Raw genomic sequence first — 18,568 nt, 5'->3', positions numbered from 1 at the left:
TGGAGAACGTGAAAAGGGGCCGCCCGAGCGACCCCTTTTCGTCTTGGCATGGCAGCCAAGGCCGCCTGACCTCAACCGTCAGTGCCGTCGACCCGCTGCTCTTGCTGCGAATAGATCAGCAACGGCTCGCTGTCGCCGGCGATGACCGACGCATCGATGACCACCTTGGACACCCCTTCCATGGATGGAATCTCGTACATGGTATCGAGCAGTACCGACTCGAGGATTGAGCGCAAGCCACGAGCACCGGTCTTGCGCGCCATTGCCTTCTTCGCTACGGCACGCAGCGCATCCTCGCGAAACTCGAGCTCGACCCCCTCCATGTCGAACAGACGGGCATACTGCTTGACTAGAGAGTTCTTGGGCTCGGTGAGAATCTGGATCAGCGCATCCTCGCTGAGCTCGGTCAGAGTGGCAATGACCGGCAGGCGCCCGACGAATTCGGGAATCAGGCCGAACTTGACCAGATCCTCCGGCTCGACGTCGGCAAGCAGGTCGCCCACGCCCTTGGTCTCGTCCTTGCTCTTCACCTCTGCGCTGAAGCCGATGCCACCCTTCTCGGCACGATCACGAATGACCTTGTCGAGGCCGGCGAAGGCACCGCCGACGATGAACAGGATGTTGCCGGTATCGACCTGCAGGAATTCCTGCTGCGGATGCTTGCGCCCACCCTGCGGCGGAACGGAAGCCGTCGTGCCCTCGATGAGCTTCAACAGCGCCTGTTGCACGCCCTCGCCCGAGACGTCACGGGTGATCGAGGGGTTGTCCGACTTGCGCGAGATCTTGTCGATCTCGTCGATGTAGACGATGCCGCGCTGGGCCTTCTCCACATCGTAGTCGCACTTCTGCAACAGCTTCTGGATGATGTTCTCGACGTCCTCGCCGACATAGCCCGCTTCGGTGAGCGTGGTGGCATCGGCGATGGTGAAGGGCACATTGAGCAGCCGCGCCATTGTCTCCGCCAGCAGCGTCTTGCCGCTGCCGGTAGGCCCGATCAGCAGAATGTTGGACTTGCCGAGCTCCACGTCATCGCCCTTGATGCCGGCACGAAGACGCTTGTAGTGGTTGTAGACGGCCACGGACAGCACCGTCTTGGCGCGGTCCTGACCGATGACATATTCGTCCAGGGTGCGACGAATCTCGCGGGGAACGGGCAGACGCTCCTCATCGCTCTCGGCATCGGCATCGAGAACTTCCTCGCGAATGATGTCGTTGCACAGGTCGACACACTCGTCGCAGATATAGACGGACGGGCCTGCAATCAGCTTGCGCACCTCGTTCTGGTTCTTGCCACAGAACGAGCAGTAGAGCAGCTTGCCGCCTTCGTCCTTGCCTTTGCCGTCGGCCATTCGCGTACCTCTGTCACTTCGGCGGCCGGGCCGGCCGCCGCTAATCACGTAGTTGAAGCGTGCTTGATTTCACGCTATCAGGATGTGGGCCGCTTATCCAGTACGGCGTCGATCAGACCGTATTCCACTGCCTGAGTGCCGCTCATGAAGTTGTCGCGGTCCGTATCCCGGGCGATCGTCTCGATATCCTGCCCGGTATGATGGGCGAGGATACGATTGAGCTTGTCCCGGATACCCAGAATCTCGCGGGTATGAATCTCGATATCTGCCGCCTGGCCCTGGTAGCCGCCCAGCGGCTGGTGAATCATCATTCGCGAGTGGGGCAGCGAGTAGCGCTTGCCCGCAGCGCCGCCAGCCAGCAGCAACGCCCCCATGCTGGCCGCCTGGCCGATGCACACTGTGGAGACATCGGGCTTGATGAACTGCATGGTGTCATAAATCGACATCCCGGCGGTAACGGCACCGCCCGGCGAATTGATATAGAGGTGGATGTCCTTGTCCGGATTCTCGGACTCAAGGAACAGCAGTTGCGCCACGATCAGGTTGGCCATGTGATCCTCCACCGGCCCCACCAGAAAGATCACACGCTCCTTCAGCAGCCTGGAGTAGATATCGTAGGCCCGCTCGCCGCGTGCGCTCTGCTCTACCACCATCGGCACCAGGCCGCCGGCGTTTCGGGTCTCGAACTCGTTGCTCATCAGTGTGATGTCCTTGCATCCGATGAATGGAAGCGCCTCTCGACCGACCTGCCGTTCGCCGTCAAGCGAACGGCAGGTCGGGTCTTGCCATCAAATCAGCTGTTGGCTTCTTCCTCGCCCTCTTCGGCCTGCTCGCCCTGCTGCTGGGCAGCGGCAAGCGCCTGCTGGTAGCTCATCTCAACGTCCTTGACGGTAGCCTGCTGCAGCAGCTTGTCGACGGCCTTCTCTTCGAGAATAGCCGACTTGACCTGAGTCTTGAGCTGCTCGTTGCCCATATAGTAGTCAACGACCTGCTGCGGCTCCTGGTACTGCTCGGCAAGCTCCTCGACCTTGGCGCGAATCTCGTCGTCGCTGGCATCCAGCTCGCCCTGCTTGATCACCTCGGCCAACAGCAGGCCGACCTGCACACGCCCCTTGGCCTGCTCGGAGAACAGCTCGTTGGGCAACTGGGAGACGTCGAAGTCCTCTCCAAGGCCGAACTGCTGGGCCGCCTGACGTTTGAGTGTATCGGTCTCCTGCTGCACCAAAGCCTGGGGCACAGGCACATCGTTGGCCTTTTTCAGTGCTTCAAGAACCTGCTGCTTGATCCGGTTGTCGACGGCCTGCTTGGCTTCACGCGCCATGTTCTTCTTCACTTCGGCGCGGAATTTCTCGATGTCGCCGTCTTCCACGCCAAAGCGCTTGATGAACTCATCGTCGATTTCGGGAAGGGCCTGGCCCTTCACGGCATGCACCTTGACCTTGAAGGTAGCTTCCTGACCGGCCAGGTGCTCGGCCTGGTAATCCTCGGGAAAGGTGACCTTGATCTCCTTCTCCTCGCCCGCCTGAGCACCGACGAGCTGCTCCTCGAAGCCGGGGATGAAATTGCCGGAGCCCAGCACCAGCTCATGGCCTTCGGCACTGCCACCCTCGAAGGGCTCGTCACCGAGGAAGCCCTGGAAGTCGAGCTTGACCTGGTCGCCCTCTTCGGCGGCACGCTCGACCTCCTCCCAGGAGGCATTCTGCTTGCGCAGGGTCTCGACCATCTCTTCGAGATCGGTGTCGCTGACCTCAACGACAGGACGCTCGACCTCGGTGCCCTCGATCGAGGAAAGTTCGATCTCCGGGTAGATCTCGAGGGAAGCCACGAACTCGAGGTCCTTGCCCTCTTCATCGACCTTGGGCTCGATGCTCGGGAAACCGGCCGGATTGAGGTTCTGCTCGGTGATCGCACGCACATAGCGCTCACGCATCAGCTCGCCCACGACCTCGTCGCGCACGCCGCGGCCATAACGCTGGCGCACCACGGACATGGGTACCCGGCCCTTACGGAAACCGTTGAGACGAATATTCTTCGCCGTGTCCTTGAGGCGGGCTTCGACGGCCTCGTCGACCTCGGCGGCGGGCACTTGGAACGTGACACGGCGCTCGATCTGGGAGGTCGTTTCGACGGAAACTTGCATGAATGGTCCTCTACCGACTGGGGCGTTCTTGGGAAGCGTGAATGTAAAAGAGAGATTCTAAGAATCCCGCCCGACGCTGGCAAGCGTTACGCCTACAGGATTGGGGCGCTCGGGCATTTTACAAGGGCAGCGGGCGAAGTTGATGATGCTATCCTGCCCTCTCGACATGAATGGTACCGACAGCACATCGAACATCACCCGAGCGGAATGAGCCGATCGGGGCATAAAAAGCGGAGGACGGGAAAACGTTCAGAGCAAAAGAAAACGGTGCAATGGGGTGGATGATGGGGATCGAACCCACGACCACCGGAGCCACAATCCGGGGCTCTACCACTGAGCTACATCCACCATTGCAAACCGGGGACTACGAAGGAAGTCGAATGGGGTGGATGATGGGGATCGAACCCACGACCACCGGAGCCACAATCCGGGGCTCTACCACTGAGCTACATCCACCATATCGACATTGCTCGAACCGAAGGTCATTGCCATACCAGACTGGCACGCCCAGCAGGACTCGAACCTGCAACCTACGGCTTAGAAGGCCGTTGCTCTATCCGGTTGAGCTATGGGCGCATTCTACGTTCCATGGCGTCAGACCGCAACCCTGATCTGCTTTTTTATCAGCATAAACAAAAGGTTGTGGTCGGGGTGGAGGGATTCGAACCCCCGACATCCTGCTCCCAAAGCAGGCGCGCTACCAGACTGCGCTACACCCCGCCGGCCTTCGCACGGCCCTCGACACCCGATATCGGGCCTCACCGAGCGCTGCGTATTCTACGCGAGAATCGACCGTGGTCAATAGCTTCCTGACGCAGCGAGGCTTTTGCGCTTTGCCTCGGCGGCATGGCGTGCGAAAATCGGCACCCTCCGAAGTTCCGCAGCCGGCCCCGCCAGCACCGCTCACACCATCCACCACAGGGGAGATACGATGACCGCCCAACTCATCGATGGCAAGGCCATAGCCGCCCAGGTCCGCGAACAGGTTGCTCGTCAGGTTGAAGCGCGGCGCACCGAGGGCAAGCGCATTCCCGGCCTCGCCGTCGTATTGGTGGGCGAGGACCCCGCTTCCCATGTCTACGTCAGCAACAAGCATCGCGCCTGCGAGCAGGCCGGCATTCACTCCTTCCAGCATGCGCTGCCCAACGACACCAGCCAACTGGCGCTCGAACAGCTGATCGACGAACTCAATGACGATCCGAGCATCGACGGGATCCTGCTGCAGTTGCCGTTGCCGGCCCACCTGGACTCGCGCCCGCTCCTCGAGCGCATCCTGCCACACAAAGACGTGGATGGTTTTCACCCCTACAACCTGGGGCGATTGGCACAGCGCCTGCCAGTGCTGCGCCCATGCACGCCCAAGGGCATCATGACCCTGCTGCAGGCCAGCGGACTGAAGGTACGCGGTCTCGACGCCACCGTGGTCGGCGCCTCCAATATCGTCGGTCGCCCGATGGCGCTGGAGCTGATGCTTGCCGGCTGCACGACCACGGTGTGCCACCGCTTCACGCGCAATCTCGAGGAACACGTGCGCCGCGCCGAACTGCTAGTGGTCGCGGTCGGCAAGCCGGGCCTGGTCAAGGGCGAGTGGGTGCGCGACGGCGCCATCGTGATCGACGTGGGCATCAACCGTGAAGAGGACGGCCGACTGGTCGGCGACGTGGAGTTCGCCCCGGCAGCCGAGCGCGCCGCATGGATCACGCCGGTGCCGGGCGGCGTGGGGCCGATGACCGTCGCTTCGCTGTTGGAGAACACGCTGTTCGCGGCCGAGCGCCATGACGCGATGGAGCACGATATCGCCCCGCTCTGAGCCACAGCCTGACAGGGATGCGCGGCTCCGTTAGAATGCGCGCTTCCCTATCTCACCTTCCTGCCTCGAGGCCGCTCATGAGCGACAAGATGAACGTCGAAAGCTTCAACCTTGATCACACCAAGGTGAAGGCCCCTTACGTGCGCCTGGCCGACATCAAGACCGGGCTCAATGGCGATCGCATCCACAAGTATGACATGCGCATCTGCCAGCCCAACCAGGAGCATATGGAGATGCCGGCGCTGCACTCTCTCGAGCACCTGATGGCCGAGCTGTCGCGCAATCACTCGGATCGCATCGTGGACATCAGCCCCATGGGCTGTCAGACGGGCTTCTACCTCGCACTGATCAACCACGACGATTACGAAGACGTACTGAACCTGCTGCAGAAAACGCTGGAAGACGTACTGGTGGCGAATGAAGTGCCTGCCTGCAACGAAGAGCAGTGCGGCTGGGCGGCGAGCCACAGCCTGGAAGGCGCCAAGCAGATTGCCCGTGGCTTTTTGGCCAAGCGCAGCGAATGGACCCGGGTATTCGTCGACGAGGCCTGACCCGCAGCTCGACGGCGCCCTGCGCCGCCTGACCGGAGACAGCAAGACAAGATGAAACGTATCGGCATCATCGGCGCCATGGCGCAAGAGGTGGAACACCTCGCTTCACTGCTGGAAGATCACCGCACTCGCGCGCATGTCGGCTGCACTTTTCATCTCGGCAAGCTGCATGGTGTCGACGTGGTGATCCTGCAATCCGGGATCGGCAAGGTCAACGCCGCCATTGGCACTACCCTGCTGCTCGACGTCTATCATCCCGAAGCCATCATCAATACCGGCTCGGCCGGCGGATTCGGCGAAGGACTCGAGATCGGAGACGTGGTGGTTTCCCGCGAAGTGCGTCATCACGACGTCGATGCCGTGGTGTTCGGCTACGAGCACGGTCAGGTGCCGCAGATGCCCGCTGCCTACCTGCCTGACGAGCGCCTCGTCACTCTCGCCCGCGAATGCGTCGAGGCGCTCGGCGAGGTCAGGGTAGTCGAGGGCTTGATTGCTACCGGGGACGTCTTCATGGCCTGCCCCGAGTTGGTCACCAGGACTCGCTCGCGCTTCCCGACCATGCTGGCGGCAGAGATGGAAGCCGCTGCCATCGCTCAGACCTGTCATCTCTACGGCTGTCCGTTCGTGGTCGTCCGCTCGTTGTCCGATATCGCTGGCGGCGGCGACAATCATTTATCGTTCGAACAGTTTCTGGAGAAGGCGGCCGTTCATTCGGCGCGCATGGTCGAGGCCATGGTGGCGCGTCTCGCTAAGGCCACGCCTCAAGCTGAGGCAGAAGCCGCAATCGACTGACGACTCACCACGTAGCGACAACGGCCGCCATCCAGGCGGCCGTTGTGCTTCAGATGTCTCACTCGGTATGCAGCTTCCACTCCAACGTTTCCCCGGCCTTCAAGGGCACGATACGCTGGCCATCTGCGTAAGGCAGCGATGCCGGCAAGGTCCACTCCTCACGCACCAGAGTAATGGTGTCTGAATTGCGCGGCAGGCCGTAGAAGTCTGGCCCGAAGTGGCTGGCGAAGCCTTCCAGGCGATCCAGCGCACCAGCTTGCTCGAATGCGGTGGCATAGAACTCGATCGCCGCTGGTGCCGTGTAGGCACCGGCGCAACCACAGGCCGACTCCTTGTCGCTCTGGGCGTGAGGAGCGCTATCGGTTCCCAGGAAGAATTTGCCGCTGCCCGAGGTGGCGGCCGCCAGCAGTGCCTCGCGGTGGCGCTCTCGCTTGAGGATCGGCAGGCAGTAATAGTGTGGACGAATGCCGCCGACCAGCATGTGGTTACGGTTGAACAGCAGATGGTGCGCGGTAATGGTGGCCGCCACGTTGGCCGGCGCCCCCGTCACGAACTCTGCCGCATCGGCGGTAGTGATGTGTTCGAATACGACCTTGAGATCTGGATGACGCTCGAGCAGCGGCTTCATTATTCGCTCGATGAATACCGCCTCGCGATCGAAGATGTCGATCTCGGCATCGGTGACCTCACCGTGGACCAGCAGCGGCAGGCCCAGCCGTGCCATGGCGGCAATCGCGGCATCGCAGCGGTCAAGGTCGGTGACTCCCGAAGCGGAATTGGTGGTCGCACCGGCCGGATAGAGCTTCACCGCATGGATCAGACCGCTGGCAACGGCACGCTCTATCTCGTCGGCCGGCGTGTCGTCGGTGAGATAGAGCGTCATCAGGGGTTCGAAGGCCGACCCCTCGGGGCGTGCCGCCAGAATCCGCTCGCGGTAGCTCGTGGCCTGCTCGGTGGTGGTGACCGGCGGCTTGAGATTGGGCATGATGATCGCCCGCCCCATCTGCAAGGCGGTCGCAGGCACTACGGCTTTGAGCGCTTCACCGTCGCGCAGGTGAAGGTGCCAGTCGTCGGGGCGGGTCAGCGTAATAGCAGTCACGGCGTGTCCTGTCGTTCAACATGGGTGTCGACGCCAGAGTATACCGGAAGGCCTTGCCGATTTGCCCGCTCTGCCCGGAGCTCGTGACGCGCTTCGAGAAAGTTGCCCCTACGGCAGCAACGCACGCCGATTTGCCGTATCATCGACGCCGATTTTGCCGTGAGAGACGCCATCAATGCCTCGGGTACGCCACTACGCCGATATCGTCGCCATCCTGGCCGGTCTGATGTGGATCGTCTTTTTTTGGTCGATCAGCGTCTCGGCCAGGTTGGATAGCGTCGAACCCACCCTGGCCGCCATGCTCGCCCTCGGCGCCATGATCCTGGTCAGCTTCCTGCACCGACCGTTTCGCGTCCATCTCAGCCGTTACCATGTACGCAAGCGACGTACCGAAATGTGGATGCACATCCTGGCCCTGCCCATGGCCCTGGTCCTGCTGCTCGGCGTGCTTGTCGAGACGCTGCTCGCCCCCATGAGCGGCCAGCAGAAAATGCTACTGTTCAACGTGCTCGCCACTGCCGGCTGGGTGGTCTACGTGATGACTCTGGTGTTCAAGTTCTTTCACCATCAGTGGCGCCAGCGCCGCAACCGCCCCTGACTAGGGGCTCGGGAATCAGAAGCGATCCGCTCGAAACGGCGTCATTTCCACCGCCGTCGGTTCCCCCTCCATCATCTCGGCTATCAACCGCCCCGTCACCGGCCCCATGGTGAACCCTTGGTGGCCATGGCCGAAGGCAAGCCACAACCCCTTGTGCTGCGGCGCCGGTCCGATCACCGGCTTCATGTCCGGCAGGCAGGGTCGTGCGCCCTTCCACGGTTCATCCTCGAGCCGCTGCCCCAAGGCTGGATAGATTTCGCGGGCCTTTCGTTCGGCAGCATCGAGTTGCCCATAAGAGGGAGGTGCATCGAGACGAGCCAGCTCGGCGCCGGTGGTGAGGCGAATACCGGCACGCATCGGCGCCAGGATATAGCCGACATCGGCATCCGCGATCCAGTGCCCCAGCCGCTTCTCATCCGCGGCGCCATAATGCATGTGATAACCACGCTTGACGAAGGCCGGTAGCCGGTAGCCCAGATCCCTGAGCCAGCTCCCTGCCCAAGGCCCCAGCGCCACCACGACCTCCTCGGCATCGAGGCTGCCCGCATCGGTATCGATACGCCAGCCACCACCACTCTGGCTCACACGCCGTATATCGGACTGCAGGATTTCTCCACCCTGCTGCTCGAAGCTTCTGGCATAGGCGGCTACCAGGCCGCCCGGATCGGAAACGCTCCACGAGTTGGTCCAGTGAATTGCCCCGGCCAGGACGCCGCCCAGCTGCGGCTCCAACTGCGCCAAGCCAGCGCCATCGAGCAGGTTGTGAGTCACACCGAAGCGCTGCGCGGCATCTTCGGCCTCGTATCCGCGGCGTTCGAGCTCGCCTGGATCTCGATGCACTTCCAGCCAGCCCTCCTTGCCGATCAGCTCGCCTGCGCCAGCGGCCTCAATCAGGGGCTCGTGCTCCTGGGTGGAAAGAGTGATCAGCGAGGCATATTCGTTCGCGATGCGTTCATAGTGACGCGGCGACGAACTGCGCCAGTAGCCCAGTAGCGGGCCGGCATACGTCAGCATGCCGCTCATCTGATAGCGGATATCTACGCGTCGATTGGGCAGCGCGCTAAGCAGCTTGCCGAAATCGCGAGGGAAGGTGTAGGGCCGTACTGCCTCGCGCTGAATCAATCCGCCATTGCCGTAAGAAGTCTCGCGCCCCGGCGGACGACGGTCCACCAGCAGCACCGAACGGCCGCGACGGGCCAGGTGCCAGGCGATGGAGACGCCGACCATGCCGGCTCCCAGAACGACGGTTCCACGAGACATGCCACTCCTCCCTAGGCGCACATCCGGCACCCCTGCCGGAACGAGCGCCTAGTCTAGCAGCGCGGTACGGCCCGCACTGCCTTGATTAATTCTTTCCTGCGCCGGATCAAGGCGATTCAGTCGAACTTGTCCTGGACCTGGAGCTTGGTACGGATGAAGTCGGAGTGGCTGACATGCAGCAGCTCGGCCAAGCGCCGGATACGATGCTCTTCGAGGTGGTGCGATTCGCCATCGGCGTGCGCCAGCGACCACATCATGCGCACCAGCTCACAGCGCTGCGAATAATCGTAGTGCTGCTTGATCAGGCTGACGAACTGGTAATGATCGACGGAGGTCTCGATCTCCTCGCGGGCCAACTCCATCAACTCCTCGACCTGATCAGCAGCAAGGCTGAAATGCCTCTGGAGCAGCTGACGCAGTGCTTCCAGCTCCGCTTCGTCAGTGTGGTAATCGGCGCGCATGACTTCGCATAGCAGGGCAGCCGTGGCACGCTCGAGCGTCGGCATGCAACAGTCCGCCCCCTCGGGTTCGGACAGAGCCTGCTGAAAGAAACGTTGGATGGTTGCAAGCATGATCATCCCCTGGCCGTCTAACGCATCTGACCCGTGTCGTCCTCGGGCGTTCCGCGCCGCGTCACGTTTCAGTGTCAAGCAAGAATGCCTCGTCATGCCACAGCAGCATCAGGCCTCGCCGATCCCCTTCACCACAAAGTGCTGTGCCACGCCGATATGGTAATCGATGGCTTTATGGCAGTGCCCGGGATCGCCACTGGCCAAAGCGTCCAGCAAGGCCCAGTGGGAGGTCGCTATGCTGTCGGGTTCGGCGTGAGTCTTGCCGATCAGTGCGATGCACAGCCTCAACTCGTGAGTAATGTCGTCGAACGCCCTGAGCAGGCGTCGGTTGCCGGCAAAGGCAATCAGCATGCGGTGAAAGAGCAGGTCCTCCTCGATCTTGCGACTATCACTGTCCTTCAGAGCCACCTCGCACATGAGTTCAACCTGCCGGCGCAGGGCGAGCTCCTTCTCGGTATCGTAATTCTCGACCAGGTGCGCCAGTGCATGGCGCTCCAGGCACAGGCGCAAGTCAAAAATATCGTTGAGTTCGGTAGCGACGAGGGCACGCACGAAAAAGCCGCGCCGCGGTTGCGACACCAGCAGCCCACGGCTCTCGAGCAAACGCGCCGCTTCACGCACGGGCGCCCGGCTGATACCCAGGTCGCGCGCCAGCTGGACTTCAGACAGTCGTTCTCCGGGCACGTAGTGCTGGCTGATGATGGCCTGGGTCAGGAAATCGGCCACCTGCTCCACCAGGTTGCGCTGCTGGATGACCTTGCCGCTACCAGAGACGTGGGAAGCTGTCATTCATCGAGGCTCTCTGAGGTTGACTTCGTTACAGTATGACCTAAAGACACTTCTTGTCGACTGTCGACAGTTAAACGAGGCACTGCTATGGTCAATAAAGTTCATCACCGGCAACGCAAACAAAAGCCGAGACAACAAGAAGGAACCGACAATGAACAAGACGCCCTTGGCCGCGGCTCTCGCTGCTCTGGCCCTGACCACTAATTTCGCCACCGCCGACGAGCCCACACGTGGCGGCGTCATCGATACCATCATCCAGCCCGAGCCCCCCGGCCTGGTGCTGGGCATGGTGCAGAACGACCCCACTCGCAAGGTGGCCGGCAGCATCTATGAGGGGCTGCTGCGCTACTCCACCGACCTCGAGCCGGTGCCGCAATTGGCCGAATCCTGGGAGGTCAGCGACGACGGCCTGACCTATACCTTCCACCTGCGCGATGGCGTGCTATGGCATGACGGCGAGCCCTTCACTGCCGAGGACGTGGTGTTCTCGGCCGACGTCTTCCATCGCGAACTAAATCCCAGCGCCCGTGCCGTCTTGCAACATGTGGAGAGCATCGAGGCAACTGACGACCATACCGTCGTCTTCACACTGGCCGAGCCCTTCGGCCCGTTCCTGCTCTCGTTCGAGGCGGGCACCTTCACCATGGTGCCCAAGCATATCTATGAGGGCACCGATTTCCGCGACAACGAGGCCAACAACCATCCGATCGGGACCGGTCCGTTCAAGTTCGACAGCTGGGATCGCGGCACCGTGATCAAGCTGGTACGTAACGACGATTATTACGAGGAGGGCCTGCCCTACCTCGACGGCGTGAATTGGCACATCATTCCCGACGGCGCCTCCCGGGCGGTGGCTTTCGAAAATGGCACGGTCGACGTGCTGCCCAACGGCACGGTGGAGAACTTCGATATTCCACGCCTCTCGGCCATGGATAACGCCTGCATCACCGACAAGGGCAACGAGTACTTCAGCCCCTTCGCCATGCTGTGGATGAACAATCGCGAGGGCCCCACCGCCGACAAGCGCTTCCGCCAGGCGGTGATGTACGCCATGGACCGGGAGTTTGCCCGCGACGTGCTTTGGAACGGCATGGGCAAGGTACCGCTCTCCGCGTTCGGCTCGAACGCCAAGTTCCAGCACGAAGGCCTCGAGCCCTACGATCACGATCCCGATCGCGCCCGCGAACTGCTCGACGAAATGGGCTACGAGGGTGAAGAGATCCGCCTATTGCCGCTGCCCTACGGCGAGACCTGGACTCGCTGGGCCGAGGCCGTGCAGCAGAACCTGCGAGAAGTAGGCATCGAAGTGCGCACGGTAGCCACTGACGTGGGCGGCTGGAACCAGCGCCTCGGCGATTGGGACTACGACCTGGCCTTCACCTACCTCTACCAGTATGGCGACCCGGCTCTGGGCATCACCCGTTCCTACCGCTCGGACAATATCGAGAAGGGCTCGCCCTGGAACAACGTGGAAGGCTACGAGAACGAGCGCATCGACGAGCTGTTCGACCAGGCAGCCACCGCCTATCCCGATGAGGAGCGCGAGGCGCTCTACCATGAAGCCCAGGAGATCCTGCACGAAGACGTGCCGGTAGGCTGGTTGCTGGAGCTCGGCTTCCCGACCATCTACCGCTGTGACGTGCAGAACCTGATCACATCCGGTGTCGGCATCAACGACGCCTTCCGCGACGCCTGGCTCGATCGCTGATCGCCTACGCGTGACAGGGGCGGCCACGCCGGCCGCCCCACCCCTTCGACCTCAGAGGCTTGCTGCATGCTCTACGCCCGCTTGATCGTGATGCGGCTGCTCAAGGCCGTCGTCGTGCTGTTTCTGATCATTATCTTCAACTTCATCCTGATCCAATGGGCCCCGGGCGACCCCGCCGCCATCCTGGCCGGCGAGGCAGGCGCTACCGACGAAGAGTTCCTGCGCCAACTGCGCGAGCGCTTCGGCCTCGACCAACCCCTCTACGTCCAGCTGTGGCATTACGTCTCGGGCATCGCCAGGCTCGATTTCGGCTGGTCGTATCGCCAGGGCATGCCGGTCCTCGACCTCATCATGGCGCGGCTGCCCGCCACCCTGCTGCTAACCGGCACCGCTTTCGTGCTCTCGCTGGGGCTGGGCATACTGGCCGGCTCCATGGCCGCGGCCCGGGTCAAGAAGCCCTCGGGCTCGCTGATCATGGCACTGGCGCTGATCTTCTATGCCACGCCGCTGTTCTGGGTCGCCCTGATGGCGGTGGTGCTGTTTTCGGTCTATCTCGACTGGCTGCCTGCCTACGGCATGTATACGGTCGGCGCGGGCCACACCGGCTTGGCTTACGTGCTCGATGTGGCCAAGCACCTCGTCCTTCCGGCCACCACGCTGGCGCTGTTCTTCATGGCCATCTATACCCGCATGACCCGTGCCTCGATGCTGGAGGCGAGCCAGCAGGACTACGTCAAGACGGCCCGCGCCAAGGGGCTAGCACCACGGGTGATCCAGCGTCGCCATATCCTGCGCAACGCCCTGTTGCCGATCATCACGCTGGCCGGCCTGCAGGCCGGCCAGATGGTCGGCGGCGCGATCCTCACCGAGACGGTGTTCGCCTGGCCCGGCATCGGCCGGCTGATGTTCGAGGCGCTGCAGCAGCGCGACTACAACCTGCTGCTCGGTATCTTCTTCTTCTCCGCCGCCCTGGTCATCGCCTTCAACATCGTTACCGACCTGGTCTACCGACTGGCGGACCCGCGCATCAAGGAGGGCTCATGAGCTTCTTTGCCCGTTTCGCTCAGAACCGAGGAGCCCTGCTCGGCCTGCTTATCCTGATCGTTATTATCGGCATGGCCATCCTGGCCCCGTTGCTTTATCCCGAATCACCCTGGCGCATGGTGCAGCGCCCCTTCCTCGCCCCGCTGGAAGCGGAAGGCTTCTGGCTCGGCACCGACACCATGGGTCGTGATGTGGCCGCCGGCCTGATGCATGGTGCCTGGGTGTCGCTGCTGATCGGCCTGGTCTCGACCACGGTGGCATTACTTATCGGCGTGCCGCTGGGTGCCGTCGCCGGCTACTATGGCGGGCTGATCGACGATGGCTTGATGCGCTTCACCGAGTTTTTCCAGACCATCCCCAACTTTGCCCTGGCCATCGTCCTGGTGGCAATCATGCAGCCCAGCGTGACTTCCATCGTGCTGGCCATCGCCATCGTCAGTTGGCCGCCGGTGGCACGCCTGGTGCGCGCCGAGTTCATGTCGTTGCGCCATCGGGAATATGTCGAAGCGGCACGCCTCGTCGGCCAGACCCACCGCACCATCATACTCAAGCAGATCCTGCCCAATACCCTGTCACCGATCATCGTGCTGGCGTCACTGATGGTGGCCACCGCGATCCTGCTCGAGTCGGCGCTCTCCTTCCTCGGCCTGGGTGACCCCAACGTGATGTCGTGGGGTTACATGATCGGCGCCGCCCGCACGGTGATCCGCCAGGCCTGGTGGCTGAGCTTCTTTCCCGGCGTGGCGATCCTGCTCACCGTGCTGGCGTTGAATCTGGTCGGCGAAGGGCTCGACGACGCCCTCAACCCCAAGCTCGCTCGCGAACGCTCATAGGGAGACGCACGATGAACGACGATACGCCGGTATTGAGCATCCGCGGCCTGACCCTGGCCCTGCCCAAGGGGGCGGATCGCGACTACGCGGTCGAGGACGTCAGCTACGATGTGGCACGCGGCGAGATCATGTGCGTGGTCGGCGAGTCGGGGTCCGGCAAGTCGATGGCAGCCAATGCCGTGATGGGCCTGTTGCCCAAGGGCGTTCGTGCCACAGCCGGCGAGGCGCTGTTCGATGGCCAGGATCTGCTAGGGCTCAGCGAAAAACAGCACCGCCAGCTGCGCGGCCTGCGCATCGGCATGATCTTTCAGGAACCGATGACGGCGCTCAATCCGCTGATGCGCGTCGGTGCCCAGATCGCCGAAGTGTTCGAGGCGCATGGCAAGTACAACGGCCGCCAACGACAGGACAAGGCCTTGGCGCTGCTCGAGGAGGTGGGCATCCCTCAACCCGATCGAGCCATCCGCGCCTACCCTTTTCAGCTGTCCGGCGGCCAGCGCCAGCGCGTGATGATCGCCATGGCGCTGGCTCTCGAGCCTGAACTATTGATCGCCGACGAGCCGACCACCGCGCTCGACGTCACCACCCAGGCGCAGATCCTCGAACTGATTCGCGACCTGCAGCAGCGACGCGGTATGGCGGTGATGTTCATCACCCATGACTTCGGCGTCGTGGCCGAGGTCGCCACCCGCGTCTGCGTGATGCGCGAAGGCCGGATCGTCGAGCTCGGCACGGCACAGGAGGTGCTCGACACCCCCCGGCACGACTATACCCGGGCCCTGCTCGAGGCCATTCCTAGCAACGTAATCCCCGATATCCGTGAAGGCGAAAGACCGGCTCCGCTGCTGGAGGTTCGCAACCTCAACAAGGTGTTCCGCTCCCGCGGCGGCCTGTTCAAGCCAGCCCGCGAGGTCCGCGCCCTCGATGACGTCAGCTTTACCCTGGCCCCGGGCGAGACGGTAGGCATCGTCGGCGAATCCGGCTCGGGCAAGTCGACCCTGGGGCGCTGCGTGGTGCGCCTGGAGCGCCCGGACAGTGGCTCGCTGAGCCTGGCAGGCACCGATCTCTCTGCCCTGCGGGGAGACGCGCTGCGGCGTGAGCGTCACCGCGTGCAGATGATTTTCCAGGACCCCTACGCCTCGCTCAATCCTCGCCACCGGGTGGGCTATGCCATCGCCCAAGGCCCCATGGCCAACGGCGTGCCTCGCGCCCAGGCCATGCGTCAGGCCGAGGAGTTACTGGAACTGGTAGGGCTCGGCGCCGTAGCCGTGGATCGCTTCCCCCACGAGTTCTCTGGCGGCCAGCGCCAGCGTATCGGCATTGCCCGGGCCCTGGCTCTGAACCCTGAGCTGATCGTGGCCGACGAGGCGGTCTCGGCACTCGACGTGTCGATCCAGGCCCAAGTGCTCGAACTGCTCGAGGAGCTCAAGCAGAAGCTCTCACTGTCACTGCTGTTCATTACCCACGACCTGCGGGTCGCGGCGCAGATCTGCGATTACATCATCGTCATGCAGCACGGGCGTATCGTCGAGCAGGGCACCGCCAAGGAAGTCTTCCTCAGCCCTGGCGAGGCGTACACCAGACAGTTGCTCGATGCCATTCCCGGCCGGGCGCATGAGGCGGCCATGGCCTGATACACGGCGAAGAAGAAAAGGAACAGCGATGGAAGCGTTATTGAAGGAACTGGCCGCCGTCGTCGGTACCGGCAACGTGCTGACGGGAGAGGACGTGAGACAACGCCGGGTCGACTGGATGAGCGGGACGAACTGTCGCGCCGGTGCCATTGTGCGCCCCGGCAGCACCGACGAGCTGGCTGCGGTGATGCGCCTGTGCCATGCCGCAGGCCAGCCCGTGGTCACACACGGCGGTCTCACCGGGCTGGTACACGGCGGCGAAGCGGATCCCGATGAGCTGGTCGTGTCGCTGGAACGCATGAGCGCCATCGAATCGATCGACACCGTCGGAGGCACCATGACCGTTCAGGCCGGCGCGGCGCTGCAGCGGGTACAGGAGGCAGCTGCCGAACATGATCTGGTGTTTCCGCTCGATCTGGGGGCTCGCGGTTCTTGCACCATCGGTGGCAATATTGCCACCAACGCTGGCGGCGTGCGGGTGATCCGCTACGGCATGATGCGCCAGCAGGTACTGGGGCTGGAGGCGGTGCTGGCCGACGGCACTGTGGTCGGTTCGATGAACCGCATGCTCAAGAACAATGCCGGCTACGACCTCAAGCAGCTGTTCATCGGAAGCGAAGGGACGCTGGGCATCGTTACCCGGGCAGTGCTCAGGCTGCAACCCCGGATGGCCAGCGAGTGCACCGCCCTGGTCGCCTGCCCCGACTTCGACGGGGTCACCGGCCTGCTTCGGCATATGGGTCGCGAACTTGGCGGAAGCCTGGGCACCTTCGAGGTGATGTGGCGCAACCATTACGCACTGCTCACCGAGGAGAGCGGCCGCAACACGGCTCCCCTGCCGATCCGCTGGCCCTACTATGTGATCGTCGAGTCGCTGGGCAGCGACGACGCGGCCAATGCCGCTCAGTTCGGCGCCGCCCTGGAGTCGGCGCTCGAGGCCGGCCTGATCGAGGACGCGGTACTCGCCCAGTCCGATACCCAGCGCCAGGGGATCTGGAACATCCGTGAGGACATCGAGGGGTTGATCGCGTATCTCTCGCCACTCTTCACCTTCGACGTCAGCCTGCCGATTCCCGATATGCCGGGCTACGCCGAGAAGCTCGAGTGCGCCATACGCGAGCGCTGGCCCGATGGCCGCATCGTGGTATTCGGCCACTTGGGCGACGGCAACCTTCACGTCTCGGTCGGCGTAGGCGACAGCGGAGCCGACACCCGGCGCGCCGTGGAGCGGATCGTCTACGGTCCGCTGGCCGAGCTGGGCGGCTCGGTATCGGCCGAGCACGGCATCGGTCTCGAGAAGCGCGACTATCTAGCGCTGTCGCGCAGCGCGGAGGAAATTGCTCTGATGCGTACGCTCAAGCGAGCCCTGGACCCGCAGAGCCTGCTCAACCGAAACAAGATCCTGGTCGCGGAAGGCTGAGCCGGCGTGGCGAGCCAGGCTCCCTCCTCCGCCTCGACGCTGCGACGCCATGACGTCGTCACCCTGCTGCTGATCGGCGCGATCGGATTGTTCTGGGGCGGCAACTGGCCGGCGGTACGTTTCAGCCTGATGGACATTCCTCCCTTCAGCCTGCGTGCCATCGGTTTCAGCGTCGGCGCTCTCGTGCTGCTGAGCTGGGCCTGGCTGCGCCAGTGGCCGCTGACCATCCCACGCGGTGAACGCGGCTGGCTGGCCGCGAGCGGTGTCTTCACCATACTCGGCTTCAACCTGGGGACCGCCTTCGGCCAGCTGCACATGCCGACGTCACAGGCCGCCATTGTCGCCTTCACCATGCCCTGCTGGGCCCTACTGCTGGCCATCGGGCTGCTCGGCGAACGGGTCACTTCACGACAGTGGCTCGGCCTTGGCCTCGGCCAGGCCGGCCTGCTGGTGCTACTCGGTCCTTCCGCCTGGCAAGCCGGCTTCGCCGGCCTCACTGGCCCGCTGTTCGTGCTCGGTGCCGCGCTCTCCTGGGCACTGGGTACCGTGCTGATCAAGCGCCGCGGCAGCTGGCAGGCTCACCCCGTGGTCATCACCGGTTGGCAGTTCGGCCTCTGCGCGCTGCCGATGGCGCTGCTCGCCGTCCTGTTCGAATCGCCGAGCGCTCCCGGCGCCTGGCGCTCCTCGACCTGGTTCGGCTTGGGCTACCATCTCGTCTTCGCCATCTGCCTGGCGCAGATGCTGTGGTTTCGCAACGTCAATCGCCTCACCATCGGCCAGTCCACCATCAGTACGCTGATCATTCCGGTGGTCGGTGTGGCAAGCGCCGTAGTGGTGCTTGACGAGCCGATCACGTGGCGGCTGCTGGTAGCCCTGGTCCTGATAGTCTCGTCGGTGGCCATTGTCATGACCCAGCGCAAACCGTCGGCTTGAGCCAGCCACTGCCTCCTGCGACGATCGCTCATTATC

The 18,568-nt window shown here is 63.1% G+C and carries 17 protein-coding genes and 4 tRNA genes; 10 read left to right on the top strand and 11 right to left on the bottom strand.

Features of this window, described 5'->3' with window-relative positions:
• Positions 1–71: 71 nt before the first annotated feature.
• The 7 genes from clpX to HNO52_RS09805 form a co-directional block, all read right to left on the bottom strand.
• On the bottom strand, positions 72–1,349 hold the full coding sequence (gene clpX / locus HNO52_RS09835) for an ATP-dependent Clp protease ATP-binding subunit ClpX (protein WP_197568941.1): 1,278 nt from the start codon (positions 1,347–1,349) through the stop codon (positions 72–74).
• Between the two features lie 77 nt (positions 1,350–1,426).
• Positions 1,427–2,047 carry an ATP-dependent Clp endopeptidase proteolytic subunit ClpP gene (gene clpP / locus HNO52_RS09830; RefSeq protein ID WP_197568940.1) on the bottom strand — a complete coding sequence of 207 codons (621 nt, stop codon included), beginning with the start codon at positions 2,045–2,047 and terminating at the stop codon, positions 1,427–1,429.
• A gap of 95 nt (positions 2,048–2,142) precedes the next feature.
• Positions 2,143–3,489, bottom strand: coding sequence for a trigger factor (gene tig, locus HNO52_RS09825; protein ID WP_197568939.1), 1,347 nt, complete (start codon positions 3,487–3,489; stop codon positions 2,143–2,145).
• Positions 3,490–3,762: 273 nt separating this feature from the next.
• Positions 3,763–3,837 (bottom strand) — tRNA-His (locus HNO52_RS09820).
• 33 nt (positions 3,838–3,870) lie between these two features.
• Positions 3,871–3,945: transfer RNA gene (locus tag HNO52_RS09815), tRNA-His, on the bottom strand.
• A 43-nt stretch (positions 3,946–3,988) separates the two neighbouring features.
• Positions 3,989–4,065, bottom strand: a tRNA-Arg gene (locus tag HNO52_RS09810).
• Positions 4,066–4,132: 67 nt separating this feature from the next.
• Positions 4,133–4,209, bottom strand: a tRNA-Pro gene (locus tag HNO52_RS09805).
• A 211-nt stretch (positions 4,210–4,420) separates the two neighbouring features.
• Here HNO52_RS09805 and folD point away from each other — a divergent pair.
• From folD to mtnN, 3 genes are all read left to right on the top strand, one after another.
• Positions 4,421–5,299 (top strand): bifunctional methylenetetrahydrofolate dehydrogenase/methenyltetrahydrofolate cyclohydrolase FolD, encoded by an 879-nt coding sequence (gene folD / locus HNO52_RS09800; protein WP_197568938.1) that lies wholly within the window; start codon positions 4,421–4,423, stop codon positions 5,297–5,299.
• Positions 5,300–5,376: 77 nt separating this feature from the next.
• Entirely contained in the window at positions 5,377–5,850 is a 474-nt protein-coding gene (locus tag HNO52_RS09795; protein ID WP_197568937.1) for an S-ribosylhomocysteine lyase, read from the top strand.
• Positions 5,851–5,901: 51 nt separating this feature from the next.
• Positions 5,902–6,642 (top strand): 5'-methylthioadenosine/S-adenosylhomocysteine nucleosidase, encoded by a 741-nt coding sequence (gene mtnN / locus HNO52_RS09790; RefSeq protein ID WP_197568936.1) that lies wholly within the window; start codon positions 5,902–5,904, stop codon positions 6,640–6,642.
• Positions 6,643–6,700: 58 nt separating this feature from the next.
• Here the strand turns inward: mtnN and pyrC are convergent, their stop codons facing one another.
• Positions 6,701–7,741 (bottom strand): dihydroorotase, encoded by a 1,041-nt coding sequence (gene pyrC, locus HNO52_RS09785; RefSeq protein ID WP_197568935.1) that lies wholly within the window; start codon positions 7,739–7,741, stop codon positions 6,701–6,703.
• 175 nt (positions 7,742–7,916) lie between these two features.
• Here pyrC and HNO52_RS09780 point away from each other — a divergent pair, with 175 nt between their 5' ends.
• Entirely contained in the window at positions 7,917–8,339 is a 423-nt protein-coding gene (locus HNO52_RS09780; RefSeq protein WP_197568934.1) for a hypothetical protein, read from the top strand.
• Between the two features lie 15 nt (positions 8,340–8,354).
• Here the strand turns inward: HNO52_RS09780 and HNO52_RS09775 are convergent, their stop codons facing one another.
• The 3 genes from HNO52_RS09775 to HNO52_RS09765 form a co-directional block, all read right to left on the bottom strand.
• On the bottom strand, positions 8,355–9,599 hold the full coding sequence (locus HNO52_RS09775) for an NAD(P)/FAD-dependent oxidoreductase (protein WP_197568933.1): 1,245 nt from the start codon (positions 9,597–9,599) through the stop codon (positions 8,355–8,357).
• Positions 9,600–9,715: 116 nt separating this feature from the next.
• Positions 9,716–10,171, bottom strand: a complete 456-nt coding sequence (locus HNO52_RS09770) for a tellurite resistance TerB family protein (RefSeq protein WP_197568932.1) — start codon at positions 10,169–10,171, stop codon at positions 9,716–9,718.
• A gap of 108 nt (positions 10,172–10,279) precedes the next feature.
• Complete coding sequence (locus HNO52_RS09765; protein ID WP_197568931.1) at positions 10,280–10,960, bottom strand: GntR family transcriptional regulator; 681 nt, start codon at positions 10,958–10,960, stop codon at positions 10,280–10,282.
• A gap of 151 nt (positions 10,961–11,111) precedes the next feature.
• Here HNO52_RS09765 and HNO52_RS09760 point away from each other — a divergent pair, with 151 nt between their 5' ends.
• The 6 genes from HNO52_RS09760 (at position 11,112) to HNO52_RS09735 (ending at position 18,532) form a co-directional block, all read left to right on the top strand.
• The gene (locus HNO52_RS09760; RefSeq protein ID WP_197568930.1) at positions 11,112–12,668 is read left to right on the top strand and encodes an ABC transporter substrate-binding protein; all 1,557 of its coding nucleotides are present in this window, start codon (positions 11,112–11,114) and stop codon (positions 12,666–12,668) included.
• 66 nt (positions 12,669–12,734) lie between these two features.
• Complete coding sequence (locus HNO52_RS09755; RefSeq protein ID WP_197568929.1) at positions 12,735–13,712, top strand: ABC transporter permease; 978 nt, start codon at positions 12,735–12,737, stop codon at positions 13,710–13,712.
• The gene (locus HNO52_RS09750) at positions 13,709–14,545 is read left to right on the top strand and encodes an ABC transporter permease (protein WP_197568928.1); all 837 of its coding nucleotides are present in this window, start codon (positions 13,709–13,711) and stop codon (positions 14,543–14,545) included. The genes HNO52_RS09755 and HNO52_RS09750 overlap by 4 nt, the downstream gene beginning before the upstream one ends.
• Positions 14,546–14,556: 11 nt before the next feature.
• Positions 14,557–16,179 carry an ABC transporter ATP-binding protein gene (locus tag HNO52_RS09745; protein WP_197568927.1) on the top strand — a complete coding sequence of 541 codons (1,623 nt, stop codon included), beginning with the start codon at positions 14,557–14,559 and terminating at the stop codon, positions 16,177–16,179.
• 28 nt (positions 16,180–16,207) lie between these two features.
• The gene (locus HNO52_RS09740) at positions 16,208–17,599 is read left to right on the top strand and encodes an FAD-binding oxidoreductase (protein ID WP_197568926.1); all 1,392 of its coding nucleotides are present in this window, start codon (positions 16,208–16,210) and stop codon (positions 17,597–17,599) included.
• A 6-nt stretch (positions 17,600–17,605) separates the two neighbouring features.
• Complete coding sequence (locus HNO52_RS09735) at positions 17,606–18,532, top strand: DMT family transporter (protein ID WP_232090701.1); 927 nt, start codon at positions 17,606–17,608, stop codon at positions 18,530–18,532.
• Positions 18,533–18,568 lie beyond the last annotated feature (36 nt).

Origin of the sequence: Halomonas sp. MCCC 1A13316, assembly GCF_014931605.1 — a bacterium.
Classification (GTDB): domain Bacteria; phylum Pseudomonadota; class Gammaproteobacteria; order Pseudomonadales; family Halomonadaceae; genus Halomonas.
This window is presented reverse-complemented; position numbering and strand designations above follow the sequence as displayed.

What these genes read in the sequence shown, in the direction of transcription:
- HNO52_RS09795 (WP_197568937.1), top strand. Translation starts at nt 5,377, where the DNA reads ATGAGCGACAAGATGAACGTCGAAAGCTTCAACCTTGATCACACCAAG.
- HNO52_RS09770 (WP_197568932.1), bottom strand. Translation starts at nt 10,171, where the DNA reads ATGCTTGCAACCATCCAACGTTTCTTTCAGCAGGCTCTGTCCGAACCC.
- mtnN (WP_197568936.1), top strand. Translation starts at nt 5,902, where the DNA reads ATGAAACGTATCGGCATCATCGGCGCCATGGCGCAAGAGGTGGAACAC.
- tig (WP_197568939.1), bottom strand. Translation starts at nt 3,489, where the DNA reads ATGCAAGTTTCCGTCGAAACGACCTCCCAGATCGAGCGCCGTGTCACG.
- HNO52_RS09755 (WP_197568929.1), top strand. Translation starts at nt 12,735, where the DNA reads ATGCTCTACGCCCGCTTGATCGTGATGCGGCTGCTCAAGGCCGTCGTC.
- HNO52_RS09750 (WP_197568928.1), top strand. Translation starts at nt 13,709, where the DNA reads ATGAGCTTCTTTGCCCGTTTCGCTCAGAACCGAGGAGCCCTGCTCGGC.
- HNO52_RS09760 (WP_197568930.1), top strand. Translation starts at nt 11,112, where the DNA reads ATGAACAAGACGCCCTTGGCCGCGGCTCTCGCTGCTCTGGCCCTGACC.
- clpX (WP_197568941.1), bottom strand. Translation starts at nt 1,349, where the DNA reads ATGGCCGACGGCAAAGGCAAGGACGAAGGCGGCAAGCTGCTCTACTGC.
- folD (WP_197568938.1), top strand. Translation starts at nt 4,421, where the DNA reads ATGACCGCCCAACTCATCGATGGCAAGGCCATAGCCGCCCAGGTCCGC.
- HNO52_RS09745 (WP_197568927.1), top strand. Translation starts at nt 14,557, where the DNA reads ATGAACGACGATACGCCGGTATTGAGCATCCGCGGCCTGACCCTGGCC.
- HNO52_RS09765 (WP_197568931.1), bottom strand. Translation starts at nt 10,960, where the DNA reads ATGACAGCTTCCCACGTCTCTGGTAGCGGCAAGGTCATCCAGCAGCGC.
- HNO52_RS09780 (WP_197568934.1), top strand. Translation starts at nt 7,917, where the DNA reads ATGCCTCGGGTACGCCACTACGCCGATATCGTCGCCATCCTGGCCGGT.
- clpP (WP_197568940.1), bottom strand. Translation starts at nt 2,047, where the DNA reads ATGAGCAACGAGTTCGAGACCCGAAACGCCGGCGGCCTGGTGCCGATG.
- HNO52_RS09740 (WP_197568926.1), top strand. Translation starts at nt 16,208, where the DNA reads ATGGAAGCGTTATTGAAGGAACTGGCCGCCGTCGTCGGTACCGGCAAC.
- HNO52_RS09775 (WP_197568933.1), bottom strand. Translation starts at nt 9,599, where the DNA reads ATGTCTCGTGGAACCGTCGTTCTGGGAGCCGGCATGGTCGGCGTCTCC.